The sequence below is a fragment of the Diaphorobacter sp. HDW4B genome (assembly GCF_011305535.1).
GTDB lineage: Bacteria > Pseudomonadota > Gammaproteobacteria > Burkholderiales > Burkholderiaceae_C > Diaphorobacter_A.
Window position 1 is genome coordinate 4,761,839 of the sequence record NZ_CP049905.1, and the last position, 21,535, is coordinate 4,783,373.

The window sequence follows — 21,535 nt, forward strand, 5'->3', positions numbered from 1 at the left end:
TCTGCAATGAACCTGCGCGGCAAGGTGGTGCTGGTCACGGGCGCGAGCCGTGGCATTGGCGCTGCCATCGCCACAGCCTTCGCGCGAGAAGGCGCGACAGTGGCGATCAACCACCTTTCCAACGATGCCGCGGCAGCCCGGACTGTGGCTGCTTGCGAGGCCGCTGGCGGCGATGCCTGGGCCATCAAGGCTGATGTGGGTTCGCGGGCTGCGGTGCAGGATATGGTCGACAGCATCGTGCGCGAAGCGGGCGGAATCGACATCGTCGTCAACAACGCATTCAAACCTTATGCCTTCGATCCCGAGCGTCGCAGTCGCTTCGATGATCTGGAGTGGAACGACTACCGATCCCAGTTCGATGGTGCCGTGGGCGCGGCCTTCAACGTCTGCCGCGCCGTGCTGCCGCAGATGCGCCAACGCGCGCGCGGCAGCATCGTCAACATCGTGAGCAATCTGGTCGAACATCCCGTCGTGCCGTATCACGACTACACCACAGCCAAGGCATCATTGGTCGCTTTCAGCCGCAATCTGGCCAGTGAACTGGGGCCCGTGGGCATCCGCGTGAACTGCGTGGCACCCGGTCTGGTCTATCCCACACAAGGCAGCCAGAGCACCAAGGAATCCTTTCGCGAATCGCTGATGGCGGCCACGCCGCTGCGCAGGCTGGCAAGGCCCGAAGATGTGGCCGGGCCGGTGCTGTTTCTGGCATCCGAACTCAGCGGGTTCATGACGGGTCAGGTGCTGTTCGTGGATGGCGGGTTGGTGATGCGCTGATTCGGTAGCCAGAAACGAAGAGGGGTCAAGACAGGGTTGGCGCGACGACCATCCATCTTGCCTTCATTGGCTGCTTACCCAGATGGGGTGCTGTCTTCGCGGCGAACCAAAACAAAAAGCCTCTTGATCCGAGAATCAAGAGGCTTTTGAAATTGGTGGGTGATACATGGATCGAACATGTGACCCCTGCCGTGTGAAGGCAGTGCTCTACCGCTGAGCTAATCACCCGTCAAACTTGCACATTGCTGTGTCGTTTGCGCTAAGCCATCGATTATAGCGCATGAATTCTGTGGGGATTTTCAAATCGCAAGGAATTTTCTGGGATGCGCTTCGGGGGCAGCCATCAGTGCTGTGGTTGGTTGCATTGGAGTCGTGCTCGCTCGTGTCGGACCATGAGCTCCACGTAGCGTTCCGGGTTGGCCCATTGCTCCTGCTGCAGATAAGTGTCGTGAAAGCATTTGAGCTCCCAACTCTCCACGTACGACAGGCCGATGAATACCAGTCGACCAAAGGCGTCATGCTCCAGAGCCCCGATGTCGCTGAAGTAGGCCAGTTCGTTTTTTGTCAAATCCATAGCGTCACAGTCACTCTGCGGTTGGGCTGGGGCGCTGGAAGTCTGAATCAGCCTCCCGGCGTGGCAAGAACTGTGATTGTCATCTAATTGTTAATCCATTGCGAGCAAATGCGCGCTTTTATAGGGCAAGCTTTTCAGCTTTGCTTGTGATTCCGTTTTGCAGAAAGTTGTCTGAAGGGGCGGTTGCGGTGTGCACAGCCTGAATAAAAACGGGCCTGCGCACCGCAGACCCGTTTCATGAGCGATGAATGGAGCTGAGGATCAGATCATTGCGCCAGCGCGGTAGCCGCTGTGCATTGCACCTTCGATGTAGCCGAGCGTGTTGCTGTCGCCGAGTTGTTGCACGGGGACTTGCGTCATGGCGGCGATTGATTCGGCCACGCTTGCGTCGGGCTGCGCGCCGAGTGCGATGACGACCGAGTCGGCGGTGGTGATGTGCTGCTCGCCGGACTTGTCGGTCCAGATCACTTCCTTCTTGGTGATGCGCTGCACCTTGGCGAGCAGTTGCAGCTTGCCGTGGGCCTTCACGGCTTCGATCACGCGCCAGCGGCGGACGATGGCGAGCTCCGTGCCTGCATGGGTGCCGGGTTCGAGCACGGTGACTTCACGGCCTCGGTCAAGCAGGAATTCGGCCAGCTCCAAGCCCACCAGACCGCCGCCGATGATGACGACGCGCTTGCCCAGCGGCATCCACAGTTTGGACAGGTTCTGGATCGCGTTGGTGCTGTCGGTCACGCCGAGCATGCCGCCGGCCTTGAACATGGCGCGCTCGGTCAGGCTGAGCTTGGCTTTCGCGATCTCGTCGGCGCGGTCGCCGGTCATCAGGCGACGTAGCTCATCGCCGCTCCACACATGGTTCTGCTCAGCGCCTTCGATGGCGGGCGCGGCACGCTTGGCACCTGTGCCGACGAAGATTTCGTCGGGCTTGATCGCATCGATCAGCGCGGCATCGACCGTGGTGTTCAGGCGCACGTCGATGTTCGGGTGCTTCATCTGCTGGACCAGATAGTCGAGCAGACGGCCATTTTCAGGATAGGCGAGGGCGGCGAAGAACAGCGTGCCGCCCAGACGATCGCTGCGCTCGACCAGCGTGACATGGTGACCGCGCAGCGCGGCGACGCGTGCGGCCTCCATGCCCGAAGGGCCGCCGCCGACGATCAGAATCCGCTTGGACTTCTGCGCGAACTGTATGGTCGATTCATGCTCGTGGCCGACGCGCGCATTCACCGCGCACTTGATGCCGTTGTTGATGAAAATCTCGCTCACACAGGCGTAGCAGTAGATGCACGGGCGCACATCCTTGGCGGTATTGGCCGCGAGCTTGTTGGCCATGTCGGGTTCGGCCAGCAGCTTGCGGCCCATGGCGACGAAGTCGATCTCGCCTTTGGTGAGTGCATGGGCTGCGTCGTCCAGTTCCCAACGGCCAGCGGAGATGATCGGGATCTTCACTGCCTTCTTGTATTGGGCGGCGAACTCACGATAAGCGTTCTGCTTTTGCGGAATGGGCGCATCGGTGAAGGCCGAGCCCGTGGGCATGCGCGCGTAGGCCGACACGCTGATCGCATCGGCACCGAACTCTTCGGCCACCTTGGCAGTCTTGAGGGCCTCGTCCATGGTGATGCCGCCGGGCGTGTGCATTTCTTCGGCGTCCAGACGCACCCAGATCGGAAAGTCGGGCCCCACGCGCTTGCGCACCTCGGCCAGAATCTCGCGCAGCAGACGCGTGCGGTTCTCGTGACTGCCGCCATATTCGTCGGTGCGGCTGTTGAAGAAGGGCGAGAGGAAATTGGCGATCATGTAGTTGTGAGCGCTGTGCACCTCCACCGCGTCAAAGCCCGCCTTCTGCGCCCGCACTGCGGCTGCGGCATACCACTCGATCATCTGTTCGATGTCCGCCTTGTCCATCACGCGGTAACGCTCGGGGTGCGGCCCCACGCCCACGAAGGTCGAGAACTCCTTGGGCGTGATGGTGCGCATGGCATCGGGCACGGGCGCTGCGGGCGGAATCGACGACACCCACATCTCGCGGCCACAGGCGCGGTCGTGCGCGGCCACCTTGCCGCTGTGGTTGATCTGGATGGCGACCTTGCCGCCATGCGCATGCACGCGGCGTGTGACTTCGGCCAGACCCGGAATGAAATCGTCGTTGGAGATGCCGAGCTGATGCGGCTCGCTCGTGCCGGTGGGCCAGGACACGGCGGCCGTGCCCATGACGATCAGCCCGGTGCCGCCCGCCGCGCGTTCCTCGTAGTAGGCCTGTGTCTTCTCGCCGCACAGGCCGTCGTCGCCGCCGAAGTTCTCGCCCATGGGGGCCATGACGATGCGGTTCTTCAGCTCCATCTTGCCGATGCGGCCGGGCTGCAGAAGGGATGCGTGCGGATTGTTGCTGCTGGTGCTGCTCATCGGGGTTGTCGTCCTTTTGTGATTTGTACTGCGTTGACCTTGCTGTCACTCGCTCGCCCTTGTGGGATGCCGGGCTGCAGTGTAGAAAGCGCAACATTAAATTTCCACTGGGGTAACTACATCGTCCGTTTGTAGGTGGTCGCTTGGCTGCGACTGGGATTTGATGTGCCCAACAGCTAATCTGGAGACTCAACAACCATGTCCTCAACCTCAAGAAACACCACCCCGACCATCGTCATGAGCGGCTGCGCCACCGGCATCGGAGCCGCCACGCGCAAGGCGCTCGAAGCCGCAGGTCACAAGGTCATCGGCATCGACGTGCGCGATGCGGAGATCATCGCCGATCTGTCCACCGCCGAAGGCCGCAAGCAGGCCGTGGAAGCCGCTCTGGCCGCGTGCGGCGGCGTGCTCGATGGTCTGGTGCTGTGCGCTGGTCTGGGCACGCATATCCGCCCGGCAGGCAAGATCGTGTCGGTCAATTACTTTGGTGCGGTCGAGCTGCTTGATGGCTTGTTTCCTGCGTTGAAGCAAGGTCAGTCGCCCGCTGCCGTGGTGATTTCTTCGGTGGCGTCCGCTCACCTGCCTTGGGAGAAAAATCCGTTGGCTGCCGCGTTTGAATCGGGTAACGATGCGATGGCGCAGGCGATTGTCGATGGCGCGGGAGAGCAGGGTGGGAATCTGGCTTACGCAGGCAGCAAGAACGGTTTGACAGTGGCGATGCGCAAGCGGTCCGTTATTTGGGGCAAGGAAGGCGTGCGTTTGAACTCCGTTGCGCCTGGGGCGACCGAGACGCCCTTGCTGCAGGCCAGTGCGCAAGATCCTCGGTTTGCGAAGTCGATTGCGGAGTTCTTGCCGCCGATGGGGCGTCGGGCTGATCCGGCGGAGATGGCTTCTGTGGTTTTGTTTTTGATGAGTGATGCGGCCAGTTATGTGAATGGGGCGCAGATTTGTGTGGATGGGGGGATTGATGCGCAGATGAGGCCTACTCTGTTTTGAGTAGGGTTTTTTCTTTTTCTTGGCTCAGTGCGGTTTGGTGGTTGATTGCGGGTGCCGGGTCTCGCCCCGGCGGGCGAGTAACTTTTCGCTGGCGCGCGAAAAGTCACCAAAAGCGCGCTTGAATTCGGGGGCACGCGGCAGAACTCAGCTGCGCGCCGTAGGCGCTCCGTTCGGGCAACCGCCGCGAGTCAGTGGTTTCATAAGAGGTGTGTCACGGTACTTCGCGTTGCTCGTGCTGCATCTCGCGACTTCGCGAGATGCTTGTGTGCGAGTAGCGTGCCGAATTTGACTTGGTTTTTTGGAGCGAGCTTGAGAAGCGAAGTGGGCTTTCGTACTGGTACCACAACGCCAAGACAGCCCCTCAGACGCGACGCGAAGGCGCAGACAGTATGCCGATACGGCAAGGCTTCGCAACAAAGTATGAGGGGCTGTCTTGGCGCCCCCAAACGACTGACCAATCGAAGCCATAAGGCTTCGTACAAAACGAAGAAACTCAACGCCCTTCAAACTTGGGAGGGCGCTTTTCGATGAACGCGTTCATTCCTTCTTTTTGGTCTTGCGTGGCGAAGAGGATCTGATTGGCTTTGCGTTCGAGCATGAGTGCTGTGTCCAGGGACGCATCCATGCCTGCAATCACCACTTCCTTGATTTGCTCTGCTGCCAGCGGCGGCATGGCCGCAATCTGCCGTGCCATCTTGAGCGCTTCGTGCTGCACCTGATCGTCCTCGCAGACCATGCTGACGAGTCCCATGATCTGCGCTTCCTGCGCGGCAATGGGTCTGCCGGTGAGCAGGATGCGCATGGCGTTGAACTTGCCTACGGCCCGCACCAGACGCTGCGTGCCGCCGATGCCGGGCATGATTCCGATGCGGATTTCGGGTTGGGCAAAACTGGCGTTTTTCCCCGCGATGATGATGTCGCAGTGCATGGCCAGTTCTGCGCCGCCGCCGAAGGCATAACCGTTGACTGCGGCAATGATGGGTTTGGGACAGGTCTCTATCGGAGCCCACACGCGTTCGGTGTGGCGCTTCAATATCTCGATGGGGCCGCACGAATCCATGCTTTTGATGTCGCCGCCTGCGGCAAAGACTTTGTCTCCGCCGGTCAGCACGATGCAGCGCACGCTGTCGTCGTGGCTCAGTTGGTGGAACGTATGTGACAGCGCGGACTGCAGCGAAAGGCTCAGTGCGTTGGTGGCATGGGGGCGATTCAGGCGTACCACGGCGATGCCGTCTTCGGGGCGTTCCAGCAGCAGTTCGCTCTCTGTAGCGACTGGCTTGAGCTCTGTGTTTTCCGTGTCTTGCATGGGTGTCTCCGCGGCTTGTTTTGGGGCCTATCGTCGTTTGCCCCTAGTCCGTGGGCATCGTCCTTTTGGACGTATCTGCAAGGGCTTGCGAAATCTAAATTGCCATGCATGCAAGCAAACGACAAAGAATTTCAACAACGCGTTGTTCTGGTGACCGGTGGCACCAAGGGCATCGGCAAGGGCATCGCGCAGGCTTATCTGCAGGCCGGTGCGATCGTGGTGGTCTGTGGAAGGCAGCAGCCCGAGGCGTTGCCAACTGCCGCTGATGGTCGCACTGCAGAGTTCATTGCCTGCGATGTGCGTGAAGCCTCTGCGGTGAAGGAACTGGTCGATCAAGTGGTGCAGCGCCATGGTCGGCTCGATGTGCTGGTCAACAACGCGGGCGGTGCGCCTGCGGTGGATGCAGCCACGGTGTCTCCGCGTTTTCATGAAGGCGTTTTGCGCCTCAATCTGTTCTCGACGCTGCATGCCTCGCAGGCTGCCAATGCGGTCATGCAAAAGCAGGATGACGGCGGCGTGATCGTCTGCATCGGCAGCATCAGCGCGCTGCGTCCTTCGCCGGGCACGGCAGCTTATGGCGCTGCCAAGGCGGCGGTCCTGAGTCTGGTGAGTTCGCTCGCCGTGGAGTGGGCGCCCAAGGTGCGTGTGGTCGCGGTGAGCCCCGGCCTTGTGCGCACCGAGCAGTCGGCGCTGCATTACGGCGATGAGGCAGGCATTGCCTCCGTCGCGCAAACCATTCCCGCTGGCCGTCTGGCCGATCCGCAGGACATCGCCGAGGCCTGCCTCTACGTTTCTTCAACGCGCGCTTCCTATATGAGCGGCACGAATCTGCTGCTGCATGGAGGGGGCGAGCGACCCGCGTTTCTGGGTGCCGCCAACGCCGAGCACAACACACAACAAACAACCAAGTGAATTTCAAAGGAGACAATCTTGACTGATCAAGACTGGATGGCGGAAGTCCGCGCCCTCGTGGGCAAGAAGTATGGGCGCGTGTATGCCTGGGACAAGGTCAACACACCGATGATTCGCCAGTGGTGCGAAATCATGAACGTGAATGTGCGCACCAACGCCGATGGCAAGGTCATCGCGCCACCGGGCATGCTGCAGGTCTGGTGCATGGAAGGGCCGGTGCAGAACAACTACCCGCCGGGCTCCACCAAGGAAAATCCATACGAAGTGGTGAAGCTGCTGGACGCGCAAGGCTTTGCGTCGACCGTGGCGGTGAATTCCGAACTCACATTCGACCGCGATGTGGTCGAGGGCGAAGACCTGTACTACACCACGCGTCTGGACAGCGTGGGCGACGAGAAGACCACGGCGCTGGGCACGGGTTACTTCGTCACGCTGATCATGGATTACTTCTCCATCGGCGCGCTCCGGGGCGATGACGAGCATGTGGGCCAGTTGCTTTTCCGCGTGTTCAAGTTCCGTCCGGCCAACGCACAACCAGCCGCTGCCGCCGATCAGAAGTCTGCGGGCATTCCGAAGATCAAGCGCTCGGCGCCCGGCATCAGCGATGACAACCGCTTCTTCTGGGACGGCGTGCAGCAGGGCAAGCTGCTGATCCAGCATTGCAAGTCGTGCGGCGAGCTGAACCATCCGCCGGGCCCCGTCTGCCCGCACTGCCAATCGTTCGAATGGGACGCCGTGCAGGCCTGCGGCAAGGGCGAGGTGTATTCCTACGTCGTCATGCACTACCCCGAAGTGCCGCCGTTCGACCATCCGAATCCCATTGGTCTGATCGAGCTGGAAGAGGGCACGCGCCTGATCGCGCAACTCGTGGGCATCAAGCCGCAGGACGTGAGGATCGGCCAGAAGGTGCAGGTGGAATTCAACACCTTCAACGATGGCGAGATGACGCTGCCGCAGTTCCGCGTCGTGGCCTGAAACCGGGAGATCAAGAACATGGATTTCCAACTCTCGGAAGACCAGCGCGCGTTTGCGGACATGGCGCAAAGCCTGTTTGCCGACTACTGCACCGATGACAAGCTGCGCGAGCACGACACCAGCGGCAAGCCTTTCATGCAGGACTTGTGGCCGCAATGCGTGTCGGCAGGGCTGCACAGCATTCTGATTCCCGAATCGGCGGGCGGTCTGGGTCTGGGCATGACCGAACTGCTGGCCGTGCTGATCCAGCAGGGCCGCGCACTGGCTCAAGTGCCGCTGTGGCAGACGCAAGTCGCCGCCAGCGCATTGGCCGCGTTGACTGGCAATGCCGCTGCAGAGCAGGCGGTGCAGGCGGCCATGCAGGGCGAACTGATCAGTGTGTCGCTTGAAAGCCTGAGCAGTTCCCACGGTGCGCAACTGCGCGTCGAAGGCGGCAAGGTCTACGGCAAGTTGCACGCTGTGGCCTTGGGTGCGCAGGCCAGGTATCTGCTGGCGGCGGCCAAGGCGTCGAACGGCAACCAGCTGGTGCTGGTCGATCTGGCCGCAGCCGGTGTGCAGAAGGCCGAAGGCATGCGCGAGGACTACTGCGCCGTGGCCGACGTGACCTTGTTCGACGCACCCGCAATCGCCACGCTGGACGAGGCGGCCGTGCGCTGGGTGAGCGAATACGCGATTGCCAGCACAGCGGCTCTGCAGCAGGGCGTGACGCAGGCGCAGCTCGAACGCACCGTGGCGTATGTCAGCGAGCGCAAGCAGTTCGACCGTCCTATTGGTTCGTTCCAATTGGTCGCGGGTCAGATGGCCGATGGCTACATCCTCATGCAGGCGCAGCGCAGCACGCTGAGCCAATTGGTGTGGCGTCTCGACGAGCATCTGCCGAGCGCTCCGCAGGCCCATGCGCTGCGTGCGCAGTCCAACGAGCTGGGTCTGAAAGTGGGCCGCGTGGCGCAGCACGTGCATGGCGGCATGGGGGTGGATGTGACCTACCCGATGCACCGCTTCCTGTTCTGGTGCCGCGCGCTTGCCGTCGAGGTGGGCAGTGGCGAACACCATCTCGAAGCACTGGGCCAGTGGCTGGCCGACAACGACAACCTCGGCTGGAAGTACGACCTTCCCGAAGCCCGCTGATGCGCCGCGAACAGGCGAACAGGAATTGAGAACATGACAACCACACACCCAAGCTTTGAATCGGTGAGCACCGGCGATGAACTGCCCACTGTGACCGTGCCCATCACCGTGCCACTGATCGCAGGCGGCGCAATCGCCACACGCGACTATTTTCCCGGCCACCACGATCTGGAAGCTGCCCGCCAGCTCGGCTCCGCGCATGTCTTCATGAACATCCTGACCACCAACGGTCTGGTGCAGAGCTTCGTCGAAGACTGGGCAGGCCCCAAGGCGCGACTGCTCGATCTGAAGATCAAGCTCGGCGCGCCCAACTATCCCGGCGACAGCATGAAGTTCACCGGCGCGGTGACCGCCAAGGACGACGCCAAGCGCAGCGTGCAGATCACGCTCAAGGGCACGAACTCCATGGGATCGCATGTGAGCGGCACCGTGCAAGTGGCATTTGCCTGAACCAGATTCGGAGGAGACTTCCAGTGACTGACATGAACATTTCCGGCCGAGCAGCGATTGCGGGTCTGGGTGCCACAGAATTTTCGAAGAACTCAGGCCGCACAGAGCTGCGTCTGGCGATGGAGGCCACGCTGGCCGCGCTGACCGATGCAGGCATCGATCCCAAGGAGGTCGACGGCTTCTCGTCGTACTCGGTGGACAAGGTGCCCGAATACGAAATCGCGCGTCTGCTGGGTGCGCGCAATGTGAACTTCTTCTCGCAAGTTCCGCACGGCGGCGGCGCGGCCTGCGCGCCCATCCTGCATGCGGCGATGGCCGTGGCCACCGGTGTCTGCAAGACCGTGGTGGTGTACCGCGCGATGAACGAGCGCAGCTGGTATCGCTTCGGCACCGGCAGCTACGGCTTCGGCAGCACGCCGTTCTTCGACAACGTGAACTACGGCTGGTACATGCCGCACGGCTTTCACACGCCCGCATCGTGGGTCGGCATGTTCGCGCGTCGCTACATGCACACCTACGGCGCAACGAGTGAAGACTTTGGCCGCGTGGCCGTGGCCGTGCGCGACTTCGCTTCGACCAATCCCAACGCGTTCTTCTACGGCAAGCCGATCACGCTCGAAGAGCATCAGGCCAGCCGCTGGATCTGCGAGCCATTGCATCTGCTGGACTGCTGCCAGGAATCCGATGGCGCGGTCGCGATGGTGATCACATCGAGCGAGCGTGCGCGCGACCTCAAGGCCAAGCCGGTCTTCATCAAGGCCGCCGCGCAAGGCGTGACCGAAGGCCAGCAAAGCATGACCTCTTTCTACCGCAAGGAGATCACCGGCCTGCCCGAGATGGGCCATGTCGCCAAGCAACTGTGGGCGCAGGCGCGTCTCACGCCCAAGGATGTGCAGAGCGCGATTCTGTATGACCACTTCTCGCCGTTCGTGCTGCCGCAGCTCGAAGAGTTCGGTTTTGTGCCGCGTGGCGAGGCCAAGGATTTCATCCGTGCGGGCGAGCATGCGCGCGGTGGGTCACTGCCGATCAACACCAACGGCGGCCAGCTTGGAGAGGCTTACATCCACGGCATGAACGGCATTGCCGAAGCGGTGCGCCAGGTGCGCGGCACGGCGGTCAATCAGGTCAAGGACGTGCACAACATGGTCGTGACCGCTGGCACGGGCGTGCCCACCAGCGGCCTGATTCTTGGCGACGAAGCGTAAGCGAAGGCTAGGAGAGCACACCATGTTCATCGATCTGACCCCCGAACAGCACGCGCTGCGCCTGAAGGTTCGTGACTACTTCCAGGCGCTCATGACGCCGGAACTCAAGGCCCGCATGCGCGGTGCCGAAAGCGGCGAAGAGTACCGCTCCGTGATCCGCAAGATGGGCCGCGATGGCTGGCTGGCCATCGGCTGGCCCAAGGAGTTCGGCGGCCAGGGCCTCTCGGCCACCGAGCAGTTGATCTTCTTTGAAGAAGCCAACATCGCTGGCGCGCCGCTGCCCTTCGTGACCATCAACACCGTTGGCCCCGCGCTGATGGAGCATGGCACCGAGGCGCAGAAGAAGGAATTCCTGCCCGGCATGGCGACTGGCGAGATCATCTTCGCCATCGGCTATTCCGAATCCGGCGCGGGCTCCGACCTTGCGATGCTCAAGACGCAGGCGCAACTGCAGGGCGATCTGCAGACCGGCCACTTCGTCGTGAACGGCCAGAAGCTGTGGACCTCGGGCATCGAGTCGGCCGACTTCGTGTGGCTGGCCGCGCGCACCAACCAGGAACTGGCGCGTCACAAAGGCGTGTCCATCATGGTGGTGGACACGCGCGATCCGGGCTTCTCGCACACGCTGATCCAGACCGTGGGCAACTTCACAGCGGCCACGTATTTCGACAACGTGAAGGTGCCTGCGCATCGCCTGATCGGCGAGCTCAACGGCGGCTGGAAGCTGATCACCGCGCAGCTCAACCACGAGCGTCTGGGCCTCGGTTCGTGGTCCGACAAGGTGTTCGGTCCCTTCACCAAGGTGCTGCAATGGGCCAAGGCCAAGGACGAGCAGGGCCGCCGCGCGGTCGATCTGCCATGGGTGCGTCGCAGTCTGGCCGAGTGCTATTCGCGCCTTGAAGCCATGCGCCTGTACAACTTCCGCATCGCCGCCGATCTGGAAGCGGGCGCGATGGATGTGGGCCTTGCGTCGAGCACCAAGGTCTACGGTTCGGAAAACATGATCGAAATCCTGAACCGCCTGATGGACATCGTGGGCAGCAGCGCGCTGGTGCGTGGCAATTCGGCTGCGGCTTACCTGATGGGCGAGCTGGAGTACGAACTGCGTGCCAACACGATCAACACCTTCGGCGGTGGCACGAACGAGATTCAGCGCGAGCTGATCGCGCAGTTCGGCCTGGGCATGCCGCGCCCGGTGCGCTGAGCGGAGTTCCGCCCGGAATCCGAGAAATAACAAGACATACCAACGAGATGGAGACAAACAGATGAGTGCATCGACTGTCGTCCCGCGCGAGCAGACACAGCAAATCCTCGACCGCCGTGGCCCGATCGCCACCAAGTACATGGCGTCCACGCCATTCACCACGGCGGATCGGCTGGAGGATTGCGCAAAGGAATTCGGCGCGAAAGTGTTCCTCATGGAAGGTGACCTGCGCTACACCTATGCGCAGTTCAACGCCCGGGCCAACCAAGTGGCCCGCGCCTTGCATATCGCGGGCGTGCGCAAGGGGGATGTGGTGGCCTTGTCCATGGAAAACCGCTCGGCGTTTTTCTTCGCATGGATGGGCATCGCCAAAGTGGGTGCGGTGGCCGCGTTCATCAACACGCATGTCAGCGGCAAGCCGCTGGCGCATGCGCTGGAGGTGACCGGCGCGCGCTATGCCATCGTGGGCGAGGAGTGCATGCCGCGCTTTGCCGAGACCGATGGCATCAGCGATTCGCTGGTCTATTTCCAGTGGCCTGATGCCGAGCGTCCCGCCGCGCCTGAACTGCGCTCGGCGTTCGGTGACGATCTGCAGCAACTCGCCGCGCAGCAAGATGGCGCTGCCGTTCCTGCCGAGTGGCGCGAAGGTCTGCGCGCGGGCGATACCGCGCAGTACATCTTCACCTCCGGCACCACGGGTCTGCCCAAGGCCGCAGTGGTGAGTCACGCGCGCTGGCTGATGGCGGGTGACGCGATGAAGCTGCTGTGGGAGACCGATTCGAGCGACTGCTTCTACTGCTTCTTGCCGCTGTACCACGGCGCAGCGTCGATGTCGGCCACGTCCACGGCGCTCAGCTCCGGCGCGAGTCTGGTCGTGCGCCGCAAGTTCAGCCGCAGCGAGTTCTGGAACGATGTGCGGCGCTACCAGATCACCTTCTGCCAGTACGTGGGCGAGATCTGCCGCTTTCTGCTGAGCGTGCCACCTGCCGACGACGACAAGCAACACAGCCTGCGCAAGATGGCTGGAACGGGATTGACGACCGAAATCTGGCAGCAGTGGGTGAACCGCTTCGGCCACCAGTTCCGCATTTTCGAAGGCTGGGGCGGGACTGAATCGAACACCAACACCATCAATCTGGACAACCATGTCGGCTCGTGCGGACGTGTTCCGTTCTGGGAAAAAACCAATCTGCGCCTCGTCCGCTTCGATCAGGAAAAGGGCGACTACATCCGCGATGACAAGGGCTTTTTGCAGCTTGCGGGTGTGAACGAACCCGGTGAGGCGTTGGGCATGGTGATCTCGCATCCCGAGGTGCTGGCGGGGCGTTTCGAGGGCTACACCAACGCCGAGGCGACGGAGAAAAAAATTCTGCGCAACGTGTTCGCGGAGGGCGATGCGTGGTGGACTTCGGGCGATCTGCTGCGCTGCGACGAGCATGGCTACTGCTGGTTTGTGGACCGCATCGGCGATACCTACCGCTGGAAGAGCGAGAACGTCTCGACCATGGAAGTGACCGATGCGCTGGTGGAATATCCTGGCGCGGATGCGGTCACGGTCTATGGCGTGCAGGTGCCGGGACACGATGGCCGCGCGGGCATGGTGGCACTGGTGATGGTCGATGGCGTGTCGTTCGATGCGGACGCGTTTTACCGGCTCGCGCTGGAGCGTTTGCCGCGCTACGCCGCGCCGCTGTTCGTGCGCTTGATGGATGCGCCCGACATGACCGGCAACTACAAGCTGCGCAAGGTCGATCTGCAGAAGCAGGGTTTCGACACAGCGCTGGTGAAGGACCCGCTCTACGTGCGTGATGATCGCCTGAAGACCTATGTGCCGTTCACGCCAGCGGCCCTGCAGGAAGCACTCCGTGGATAACGCGGTGGCTACTCCCGCTACCCCCGCTGCGTCCGCTGCGCCGCCAGTGGCTGCCCGGCCCAAAGCCGAGTCACCGCTGCGTTACCCCATCGAGCCGCCGCCGAGCGACGGCTCGCTGGTGGAGATCGCGCTCGGCCTGATGTGGGCGCGCATTCCCATGCCCATGTCGCTCGACCATATCAACTGCTACCTGCTGCGCGACCGCTACGAAGGCCGCGACGGTTGGGCGGTGGTCGATACGGGCCTGGGCATTCCACGCACGCACGAGGTCTGGAAAAGGATCTTCGGCGAAACGCTGGCTGGTCAACCGATGACGCGCTTGATCTGCACGCATTGCCATTACGACCATGCGGGCGCTGCGCGCTGGATGCAGGAACGCTTTGGCGTGCCGCTGCTGATGACGTTCGGCGAGTTCATGATGCTGCGCGGCGTGATGGGGCCACCGCCCGATCCGCTGCCCGAGACGCACCGCGCGTTCTACCACCGCGCAGGTGTGAGCGACGAGCAGTTGGAGAGCATGGTCGGCGCGATGCGCAAGGACCCGTTCATGCCGCAGGCACCGTTCAGCTACCAGCGTATGCGCGCTGGCGATGTGCTGCAGATCGGCGAACGTGAGTGGCAGGTGATCGTGGGCGAGGGCCATTCGCCTGAGCACGCGTGCCTGTACAACGCGCGGGACGGCATTCTGATCGCTGGCGATCAACTGCTGCCGCGCATCACATCGAACGTGATGGTCTCGCCCATCGAGCCCGAGGGCAGTCCGCTCACCGTGTGGCTGGAATCGACCTTGCGGTTAGCAGAACTTCCTGCGGACACGCTGGTGCTGCCATCGCATCAGGGCGTGTTTCTGGGCGTTCGCGAACGTGCGCATGAAGTGGTTGCTCACCACGAGCAGCAGTTCGATTTGATCAGGGCGCATCTGGCGAGCGTGCCCAGCGCTTCGGCGTGGGAGCTGATGAAGGTGCTGTTCACCCGATTGCGCAGCCCGGTTGACCATCTCATGGCACTAGGGGAAACGATAGCGCATTTGAACCATCTGCGCGCCGCAGGTGAGCTACAACGCTCATCCGGCACTGACAACATAGACGCGTACGCGCGGGCAGTGTGAAGGAAGACAGGAAATGGCGGAACTCGACGAATTCAAGCAGGAAGTTTCCACGTGGCTGGACAGCAATTGCCCGCAAAGCATGCGCCGTCCCATCGTGACCGAGGAGATGGTGTGGGGCAGCTCCAGGCTGCAGTTCTTGAACGAGGACCAGCAGGTCTGGTTCGAGCGCATGCGCGAGCGCGGCTGGTTCGCTCCATCGTGGCCGAAGGAATACGGCGGCGGTGGCTTGAACCCCAAGCAGGCTCGCGTTCTGGAAACCGAAATGTCGCGCCTTGGCTGCCGCCAACCGCAGTACAACCTGGGCGTGTGGATGCTCGGCCCCGTGCTGCTCGAAGCCGGAACGCACGAGCAGAAGCTCGAACATCTGGTGCCCATGATGAAGGGCCAGCAGCGCTGGTGCCAGGGCTTCTCCGAGCCGAATGCAGGCTCCGATCTGGCGAGCCTCAAGACTTCCGCGCGGCGTGTGAGCGACGAGCAGGGCGAGGCCTACATCGTCAACGGCGGCAAGATCTGGACGTCGGACGGCGACAAGGCCGACTGGATGTACGCGCTGGTCCGCACCGACAACTCGTCGAAAAAGCAGGAAGGCATCAGCTTTCTGCTGATCGACATGAAGGCGCCGGGTGTGACCGTCAAACCCATCGAGCTCATCAGCGGCAAGTCGAGCTTCTGTCAGGTGTTTTTTGATGACGTGCGCGTGCCCGTGCGTCAGTTGGTCGGCAAGGAGGGCGAGGGCTGGGCGCTGGGCAAAAAGCTGCTGCAGCACGAACGCGCGGCCATGTCCAAGTTCACCGAAGGCGGTGCTCCGTCAGCCGACGCGCTGGCCGTGACGCTCGAATATCTGGAGCGCGGTGACGACGGCAAGCTCGAAGACGCCGCACTGCGCCAGAAGCTGGCCGAGGTGCTGATGAACGCGCAGTCGTTCACGCTCACGCATCGCCGCGTGACCGAAATGGCACTCGCCCGCAAGGACGTGAGCGCGCCCGGCAGCATCATGAAGCTGGTGCAGACCGAGCAGGAAGTGGCCAAGTACGAACTGCTGGAGCAGGTGATGGGCCTGCGTGGTCTGGGTTGGGAGGGCGAGGATTTCAGCGCCGAAGAGATCGACCTGTGCCGCACCTGGCTGCGCTCCAAGACCTACACGATTGCGGGTGGCAGCTCCGAAGTGCAGCTCAACATCATCGCCAAGCGCGTGCTCGATCTTCCCGCGTGAAGACCGCAGCAGCGCATTGCAGAAACCAAGAATGGGAGACAACGAAATGACGATGCTTTTGTCGCAGGAGCAGGAACTGCTCAAGGACAGCGCCGTGGCGTATTTGTCCGAGCAGGCCAACGTGGCGCAGCAACGCAAGCTGCGCGATGACAAGTCCGCGCTGGGCTTTGATGCCAAGGTCTGGCAGCAGATGGTGGAAATGGGTTGGCCCGTGGCCGTGCTGCCCGAAGAGCACGATGGCCTGCAGGCCGGTTATCTGGGCATGGGCGCGGTGTTCGAGGCGATCGGTCGCCAGCTCTCCGCACAGCCGCTGCTCACGCAGGCCGTGATCGCGCCGGAACTGTTGATCCGCGCAGGCAGCAGCGCGCAGAAGTCGCAGTGGTTGCCAGCGCTTGCAAGCGGCGAAAAACGCATTGCACTGGCGCTCGATGAATCGTCCGGCAGACACCTCTCGTCTGCCATGAAGACGCGTGTGGCGAAGTCCAGTGCAGGCATGCAGTTGCAGGGCGAAAAGCAGTTCGTGCTGGATGGCGTGGGCGCGGATGCGTTCATCGTCGCCGCCGGTCCGCTGGCCGAGCTGACGCTGTGGCTGGTGCCCGCCGATGCGCCCGGTGTGAGGGTGCATGCCGTGACCATGATGGACAGCCGCAACCACGCGCGCGTCACCTTCGACAACGTGGCGCTGAACGCCGACATGGCGCTGGCCGCCGAGCCTGCACGCAAGGCCCTCGACGAAGTGCTGGACCGCGCTCGCGCGTGTCTGTCTGCGGAAGCGCTGGGCCTGCTGCGTGAGATGTTCGACCGCACGGTGGCTTATCTGAAAGAACGCGTGCAGTTCGATGTGAAGATCGGCTCCTTCCAGGCACTGCAGCACCGCGCCGCGCGCTTGTATGTGGAGCTTGAACTGCTGGAGAGCTGCGTGCTTGCCGCGCTCGAAGCCATCGATTCGGGCCGCGAACGTGACGTGCCGCTGCTGTGCAGTCTGGCCAAGGCCAAGGCGTCGGATCTGTGCGAAAAGCTGGGCAATGAAGCGGTGCAGTTGCACGGCGGCATCGGCGTGACGGACGAGCTCGACCTGGGCCTGTTCTTCAAGCGCGCGCGCGTTCTGCAGCGCACGTTGGGCGATGGCAATTTCCACCGCGACCGTTACGCGACGCTGAAAGGTTTCTGAGATGAGCAGCGCACCACAACAACCATCCACACCGCTGGGCAGCGTTGCCGCGCAGGTCAATGCCCTGCGCACGCAGCTCACATCGCCCGGCGCACCTTTCGAATTGGTGCAGGTCGAACTCGCCGACGGCAGCAAGGCAAGCGCCTACCGCAATGCGTTCCCCTCGTTGCCCGACGTGCTCAACGCGGGCCGCGCGCATGGCGCGATGGAGTTTCTGATCTACGGTGAAGACCGCTGGACCTTTGACCGCTTCTTCGCCGCCGCCGATGCTGCCGCCAGCCGACTGCAGAAGCAGCATGGCTTGAAGGCCGGGGACCGCGTGGCGATCGCCATGCGCAACCGCCCCGAATGGGCCGTGGCCTTCGTGGCCGTGGCCTTGCTGGGCGCGGTGCCCGTGCCGCTCAACAGTTTCGGGCTGAACAGCGAGCTGATGTCGAATCTGGAAGACACTACGCCCGCTTGGCTGATCTGCGACACAGACCGTTTTGAACGCGTGGGCGCGAGCCTCCAAAATCTGAAGACTGTGCCCAAGGTGGTGGTGGTCGACGGAGCAGGTGGCGATGTCAACTGGATCGACCTGATCGCGCCCGGTCATGACGGCTATGACGCACCCGCACTCAAGCCCTATGATCAGGCGCTGATCCTGTTCACCTCCGGCGCGACCAGCCGCGCCAAGGGCGTGGAATCGAGCCAGCGCGCGGTCTGTCAGGCGATCTTCAACATCGACTACATCAGTGCCGTGGCGGCCATGTCCTCGCCCGAGGCCGTGGGCCGCATCATGGCGCGCAAGCTGCAGCCCACCACGCTGTCGGCCGTGCCGCTGTTCCATGTGAGCGGCCTGCACGCGCAATTGCTGATCTCGCTGCGCCACGGCCGCCGACTGGTGTTCGTGCACCGCTGGGATGCGCAGGCCGCCGTGGACATCATCCGCAAAGAAAACGTCACGCAGTTCAATGGCGCGCCGAGCATGGTGCAGCAACTGATCGGACAACCAGGTTTCGAGCAACCCGAGAACTCCGGCAACCTGTCGGGTCTGGGCTTTGGAGGCGCGGGCCTGCACCAGCGTCTGATCACCGACGTGCTCGAAAAATTTCCGGGCCGCATGTCCGGCATCGGCTTCGGCCTGACTGAGTCGAACGGCGTCTGCGCAGCCTGCTCGGGCCGTCTGTTTGAAGAACGCCCAGCCGCATCCGGTGCGCTGTCGCCCATCATCGACGTGCGCATTTCCGGGGTGAACGGAGAGGTTTTGCCTGTCGGCGAGGCAGGCGAAGTCTGGTTGCGCGGCGTGACGCTGATGCAAGGCTACTGGGCCCAACCCCAGGCCACGCAAGCGGCGGTGCAAGACGGCTGGTTCCACACGGGAGACATCGGCGTGCTGGATGCCAACGGCGTGCTCACCATCGTCGACCGCATCAAGGACGTGATCAACCGCAGCGGCGAAAAGATCGCGGCGGTGGAGGTCGAGTCCTGCCTGATGCAGCACGACGCGCTGGACGAGGCGGCGGTGTTCTCCATGCCGCACGAAGTGACGGGCGAGCAGGTGGTGGCCGTGGTGGTCGGCAAGCCGGGCGCTGACGTGAGCGAGGCGGAATTGCGTGAGTTCGTGGGGCAGCGACTGGCTGCGTACAAGGTGCCGAATCTCATCGTGGTGAGGGGGCAGCCGTTGCCGCGGAATCCGGCGGGGAAGATGTTGAAGTCGAATCTTCGGAAGTTGGTGGAGGAGTGGGGCACTGCCGTGCCTGGCTGATATTCGCTTTTCATATTCTATGTAGAGGTTGATTTCTTGGGGCCTGCGGCGCTTTGGTGCGTTTGCGGGCCTTTGTCGTTTTTTGGGGCTGGCTGGCCGGGACTCGCCCCGGCGGGCGACCTACTTTTCTTGCTTCGCCAAGAAAAGTAGGCAAAAGAAGGCGAGCCCGCTGTCCACGACCCTTCGCTTGCGCTACGGGCGACCTGATTCTGGAGATTCGTCCGACTGCACGGCAGAACTCCCGGCGCGCCGAAGGCGCTCTGGTCAAACAGCTGCCGTGAGTCAGATGTGGAAGTTTTGATCGGCACTTGCCGCTCAAAACAGCCGGACGAATCTCCAGAATCAGGCGTGGCCAGAAGGGCGGGGGATTGGGTCGGGGAGTGACACGGCACTTTGCTTCGCTCGTGCTGGGTTCCACCCTCACCCCAACCCTCTCCCACCAGCGGGCGAGGGGGCAATACCGGCCGCGCGATCCACGGACGAGTGCGACGGATCAAGCGCCGCAACGGAAGTAAAAAAATGGCGCAGAAGCTCGCACATAGGCATCTCGCGAAGTCGCGAGATGCAGCACGAGCAACGCGAAGTGCCGTGACACACCTCTTATGAAACCACTGACTCGCGGCGGTTGTCCGAACGGAGCGCCACGGCGCGAAGCTGAGTTCTGCCGCGTGTCCCCGAATTCAAGCGCATTTTTTGGTGACTTTTTTGTGCGCAAGCAAAAAAGTTACTGCCCCGCCGGGGGCAGTCCCGGCCCCCGCAATCAAACCCCTCACAGCAGTAAGCCAAGAGAAAACCTACACAAACCCAACAACCACAAGCCCCAAACAAAAAAATCAAAAAACCACCAAGCAGTAAGAAATATCCATATGGACGAAGGAGTAGGGGTCTGTGTGTAGTCCCATCAGACGATGGTGAAAAGCCCCCACACAACGAGTATCCGTCTGCCAGAAACATTTGGCGAATTCCTTGTCTGATGGCGGTGATCGGGTTCCTGGTGTTCGACTGCCGCCGTCATGACTGCCAATGCTTTGTTTGTTGTTTGTTTAAGAGAAACCTAACCTCGAGGAGACAGAAGATGGAGAGCGTGATGATGATGATGAAAAAGAAAGGCAAGACCCCACTCGCTTTGGCGGTGGTGCTGATGCTGGCCGGTGCCACAGGCAGTGCGTTGGCCAAGGTGACCCCGGCGGAGGCGGAGCGTCTGGGCAAGGATCTGACCTGCAATGGCGCGATCAAGGCGGGCAACAAGGAAGGCACGATTCCCGAGTTCACAGGCAAGTGGGTGGGTGCACCTGCCGGTACCGAATTCGTGAAGTCGAGCGGCAAGCATCCCGTGGACTACTACGCCAACGAGAAGCCGAGCTTCGTGATCACGGCAGAGAACATGGAGAAGTATGCCGACAAGCTGACTCCGGGCTTGAAGGCGATGTTCCAGAAATATCCAAAGACTTTCCAGATGCCGGTCTATCCCGGTCACCGCGATTTCCGTTATCCCGATGATGTCTGCGCGGTGGTGAAGAAGAACGCCGTGGAAGCCGAGGTCACCGAAGGTGGCATGGGCGTGAAGGGCTTCATGGGCGGCATCCCGTTTCCGATGCCCAAGGACGGCAACGAAGCGCTGTGGAACAACCTGATCCCCGCGCGTGCCTACACCGAGTCCATCATCCGCGACATGGCCAATGTGCTGTCCGATGGTTCGATGACCTTTGGCCGCATGGAGAACAATAACCTGGACATGACCAGCAACCCGAGCAATCGCGGCAAGCCGGTCGAAGGCGTGATGGCCTACAGCATGTCACGTGGTCTGTTGCCCGAGCGTGAAAAGGGTGGCGTGACGGTGTCGTCCGAGCCGCTGAATTTCAAGAAGGACAAGCGTCTGGCGTGGAGCTACGACGCCGGTACGCGTCGCGTGCGTCAGGTGCCCGAGTATGGTTTCGACCAGCCCATGGTGGGCACGGGCGGCAAGCTGACGATCGATTCCGACCGCCTGTTCAACGGCTCGCCAGAGCGCTACAACTGGAAGCTCAACGGTCGCCACGAAGTCTACATTCCAGCGAACGCCTACAAGATCCACCAGAGCAGCGTGAAGTACAAGGATCTGCTGACCGCTCAGCATGCCAATCCTGACTATATGCGTTACGAACTGCGCCGTGTCTGGGTGCTCGAAGGCACGCTCAAGGAAGGCTACCGCCACCTGTACGGCAAGCGCGTGATGTACCTCGACGAGGACACCGGCCAGGCGATTCTGGGCGACATGTACGACGCACGTGGCCAGCTCTGGCAGTTCGCGCTGATCAACTACTACTACTCGCCGGACATCAACGCATGGCACGCGGGCACGTCGTTCTATCACGACCTGAACTCGGGCAGCTACATGGCCTACAACATGTTCCAGGAACGCCAGACAGGTCCCGTGCTGAACAAGGGCAACCTCACTCCTGCCATGTACACACCGCAGGCTGCACGCGAGCTGGGCAACTGATAGACGTCGATCCA

The 21,535-nt window shown here is 62.1% G+C and carries 17 protein-coding genes and 1 tRNA gene; 14 read left to right on the forward strand and 4 right to left on the reverse strand.

Annotated elements, in window-relative coordinates; genetic code table 11:
* The first annotated feature begins 6 nt into the window (after positions 1-6).
* Positions 7-774: an SDR family oxidoreductase gene (locus G7048_RS21810; protein ID WP_205750418.1), complete on the forward strand. Its 768-nt coding sequence runs from the start codon at positions 7-9 to the stop codon at positions 772-774.
* Positions 775-927: 153 nt separating this feature from the next.
* Here G7048_RS21810 and G7048_RS21815 read toward each other — a convergent pair.
* The 3 genes from G7048_RS21815 to G7048_RS21825 form a co-directional block, all read right to left on the reverse strand.
* Positions 928-1,002 (reverse strand) — tRNA-Val (locus tag G7048_RS21815).
* Between the two features lie 115 nt (positions 1,003-1,117).
* Positions 1,118-1,348 carry a hypothetical protein gene (locus G7048_RS21820; RefSeq protein WP_166070149.1) on the reverse strand — a complete coding sequence of 77 codons (231 nt, stop codon included), beginning with the start codon at positions 1,346-1,348 and terminating at the stop codon, positions 1,118-1,120.
* A 261-nt stretch (positions 1,349-1,609) separates the two neighbouring features.
* Positions 1,610-3,751, reverse strand: coding sequence for an NAD(P)/FAD-dependent oxidoreductase (locus G7048_RS21825; RefSeq protein ID WP_166070150.1), 2,142 nt, complete (start codon positions 3,749-3,751; stop codon positions 1,610-1,612).
* Positions 3,752-3,949: 198 nt separating this feature from the next.
* On the opposite strand from G7048_RS21825, the gene G7048_RS21830 reads away from it, so the two are divergent.
* A complete protein-coding gene (locus G7048_RS21830; RefSeq protein ID WP_166070151.1) occupies positions 3,950-4,747 on the forward strand; it encodes an SDR family oxidoreductase in 798 nt (265 codons plus the stop codon).
* 493 nt (positions 4,748-5,240) lie between these two features.
* On the opposite strand, the gene G7048_RS21835 is transcribed toward G7048_RS21830, so the two are convergent.
* Positions 5,241-6,053, reverse strand: a complete 813-nt coding sequence (locus G7048_RS21835) for an enoyl-CoA hydratase (protein ID WP_166070152.1) — start codon at positions 6,051-6,053, stop codon at positions 5,241-5,243.
* A gap of 108 nt (positions 6,054-6,161) precedes the next feature.
* On the opposite strand from G7048_RS21835, the gene G7048_RS21840 reads away from it, so the two are divergent.
* The 12 genes from G7048_RS21840 (at position 6,162) to G7048_RS21895 (ending at position 21,521) form a co-directional block, all read left to right on the forward strand.
* Complete coding sequence (locus tag G7048_RS21840) at positions 6,162-6,965, forward strand: SDR family oxidoreductase (protein WP_166070153.1); 804 nt, start codon at positions 6,162-6,164, stop codon at positions 6,963-6,965.
* Between the two features lie 18 nt (positions 6,966-6,983).
* A complete protein-coding gene (locus G7048_RS21845; protein ID WP_205750303.1) occupies positions 6,984-7,940 on the forward strand; it encodes a Zn-ribbon domain-containing OB-fold protein in 957 nt (318 codons plus the stop codon).
* Between the two features lie 18 nt (positions 7,941-7,958).
* A complete protein-coding gene (locus G7048_RS21850; protein ID WP_166070154.1) occupies positions 7,959-9,068 on the forward strand; it encodes an acyl-CoA dehydrogenase family protein in 1,110 nt (369 codons plus the stop codon).
* Positions 9,069-9,101: 33 nt separating this feature from the next.
* Positions 9,102-9,518, forward strand: a complete 417-nt coding sequence (locus tag G7048_RS21855) for a MaoC family dehydratase (RefSeq protein WP_166070155.1) — start codon at positions 9,102-9,104, stop codon at positions 9,516-9,518.
* Positions 9,519-9,550: 32 nt separating this feature from the next.
* Positions 9,551-10,723, forward strand: coding sequence for a lipid-transfer protein (locus tag G7048_RS21860; RefSeq protein ID WP_166071115.1), 1,173 nt, complete (start codon positions 9,551-9,553; stop codon positions 10,721-10,723).
* 22 nt (positions 10,724-10,745) lie between these two features.
* Entirely contained in the window at positions 10,746-11,927 is a 1,182-nt protein-coding gene (locus tag G7048_RS21865) for an acyl-CoA dehydrogenase family protein (protein WP_166070156.1), read from the forward strand.
* A 61-nt stretch (positions 11,928-11,988) separates the two neighbouring features.
* Entirely contained in the window at positions 11,989-13,800 is a 1,812-nt protein-coding gene (locus tag G7048_RS21870; RefSeq protein ID WP_166070157.1) for a long-chain-acyl-CoA synthetase, read from the forward strand.
* A 4-nt stretch (positions 13,801-13,804) separates the two neighbouring features.
* Positions 13,805-14,908 (forward strand): MBL fold metallo-hydrolase, encoded by a 1,104-nt coding sequence (locus G7048_RS21875; protein ID WP_240933067.1) that lies wholly within the window; start codon positions 13,805-13,807, stop codon positions 14,906-14,908.
* Between the two features lie 13 nt (positions 14,909-14,921).
* Positions 14,922-16,121 carry an acyl-CoA dehydrogenase family protein gene (locus G7048_RS21880; protein ID WP_166070159.1) on the forward strand — a complete coding sequence of 400 codons (1,200 nt, stop codon included), beginning with the start codon at positions 14,922-14,924 and terminating at the stop codon, positions 16,119-16,121.
* A gap of 46 nt (positions 16,122-16,167) precedes the next feature.
* A complete protein-coding gene (locus tag G7048_RS21885; protein WP_166070160.1) occupies positions 16,168-17,292 on the forward strand; it encodes an acyl-CoA dehydrogenase family protein in 1,125 nt (374 codons plus the stop codon).
* A 1-nt stretch (position 17,293) separates the two neighbouring features.
* A complete protein-coding gene (locus G7048_RS21890; protein WP_166070161.1) occupies positions 17,294-19,039 on the forward strand; it encodes a class I adenylate-forming enzyme family protein in 1,746 nt (581 codons plus the stop codon).
* Between the two features lie 1,093 nt (positions 19,040-20,132).
* Positions 20,133-21,521 carry a DUF1329 domain-containing protein gene (locus G7048_RS21895; RefSeq protein ID WP_166071116.1) on the forward strand — a complete coding sequence of 463 codons (1,389 nt, stop codon included), beginning with the start codon at positions 20,133-20,135 and terminating at the stop codon, positions 21,519-21,521.
* The last annotated feature ends 14 nt before the right edge of the window (positions 21,522-21,535 follow it).

Excerpts from the sequence above, each read along its gene's own strand:
- G7048_RS21810 (WP_205750418.1), top strand. The coding sequence starts at position 7 with ATGAACCTGCGCGGCAAGGTGGTGCTGGTCACGGGCGCGAGCCGTGGC.
- G7048_RS21820 (WP_166070149.1), bottom strand. The coding sequence starts at position 1,348 with ATGGATTTGACAAAAAACGAACTGGCCTACTTCAGCGACATCGGGGCT.
- G7048_RS21825 (WP_166070150.1), bottom strand. The coding sequence starts at position 3,751 with ATGAGCAGCACCAGCAGCAACAATCCGCACGCATCCCTTCTGCAGCCC.
- G7048_RS21830 (WP_166070151.1), top strand. The coding sequence starts at position 3,950 with ATGTCCTCAACCTCAAGAAACACCACCCCGACCATCGTCATGAGCGGC.
- G7048_RS21835 (WP_166070152.1), bottom strand. The coding sequence starts at position 6,053 with ATGCAAGACACGGAAAACACAGAGCTCAAGCCAGTCGCTACAGAGAGC.
- G7048_RS21840 (WP_166070153.1), top strand. The coding sequence starts at position 6,162 with ATGCAAGCAAACGACAAAGAATTTCAACAACGCGTTGTTCTGGTGACC.
- G7048_RS21850 (WP_166070154.1), top strand. The coding sequence starts at position 7,959 with ATGGATTTCCAACTCTCGGAAGACCAGCGCGCGTTTGCGGACATGGCG.
- G7048_RS21855 (WP_166070155.1), top strand. The coding sequence starts at position 9,102 with ATGACAACCACACACCCAAGCTTTGAATCGGTGAGCACCGGCGATGAA.
- G7048_RS21860 (WP_166071115.1), top strand. The coding sequence starts at position 9,551 with ATGAACATTTCCGGCCGAGCAGCGATTGCGGGTCTGGGTGCCACAGAA.
- G7048_RS21865 (WP_166070156.1), top strand. The coding sequence starts at position 10,746 with ATGTTCATCGATCTGACCCCCGAACAGCACGCGCTGCGCCTGAAGGTT.
- G7048_RS21870 (WP_166070157.1), top strand. The coding sequence starts at position 11,989 with ATGAGTGCATCGACTGTCGTCCCGCGCGAGCAGACACAGCAAATCCTC.
- G7048_RS21880 (WP_166070159.1), top strand. The coding sequence starts at position 14,922 with ATGGCGGAACTCGACGAATTCAAGCAGGAAGTTTCCACGTGGCTGGAC.
- G7048_RS21885 (WP_166070160.1), top strand. The coding sequence starts at position 16,168 with ATGACGATGCTTTTGTCGCAGGAGCAGGAACTGCTCAAGGACAGCGCC.
- G7048_RS21890 (WP_166070161.1), top strand. The coding sequence starts at position 17,294 with ATGAGCAGCGCACCACAACAACCATCCACACCGCTGGGCAGCGTTGCC.
- G7048_RS21895 (WP_166071116.1), top strand. The coding sequence starts at position 20,133 with ATGATGAAAAAGAAAGGCAAGACCCCACTCGCTTTGGCGGTGGTGCTG.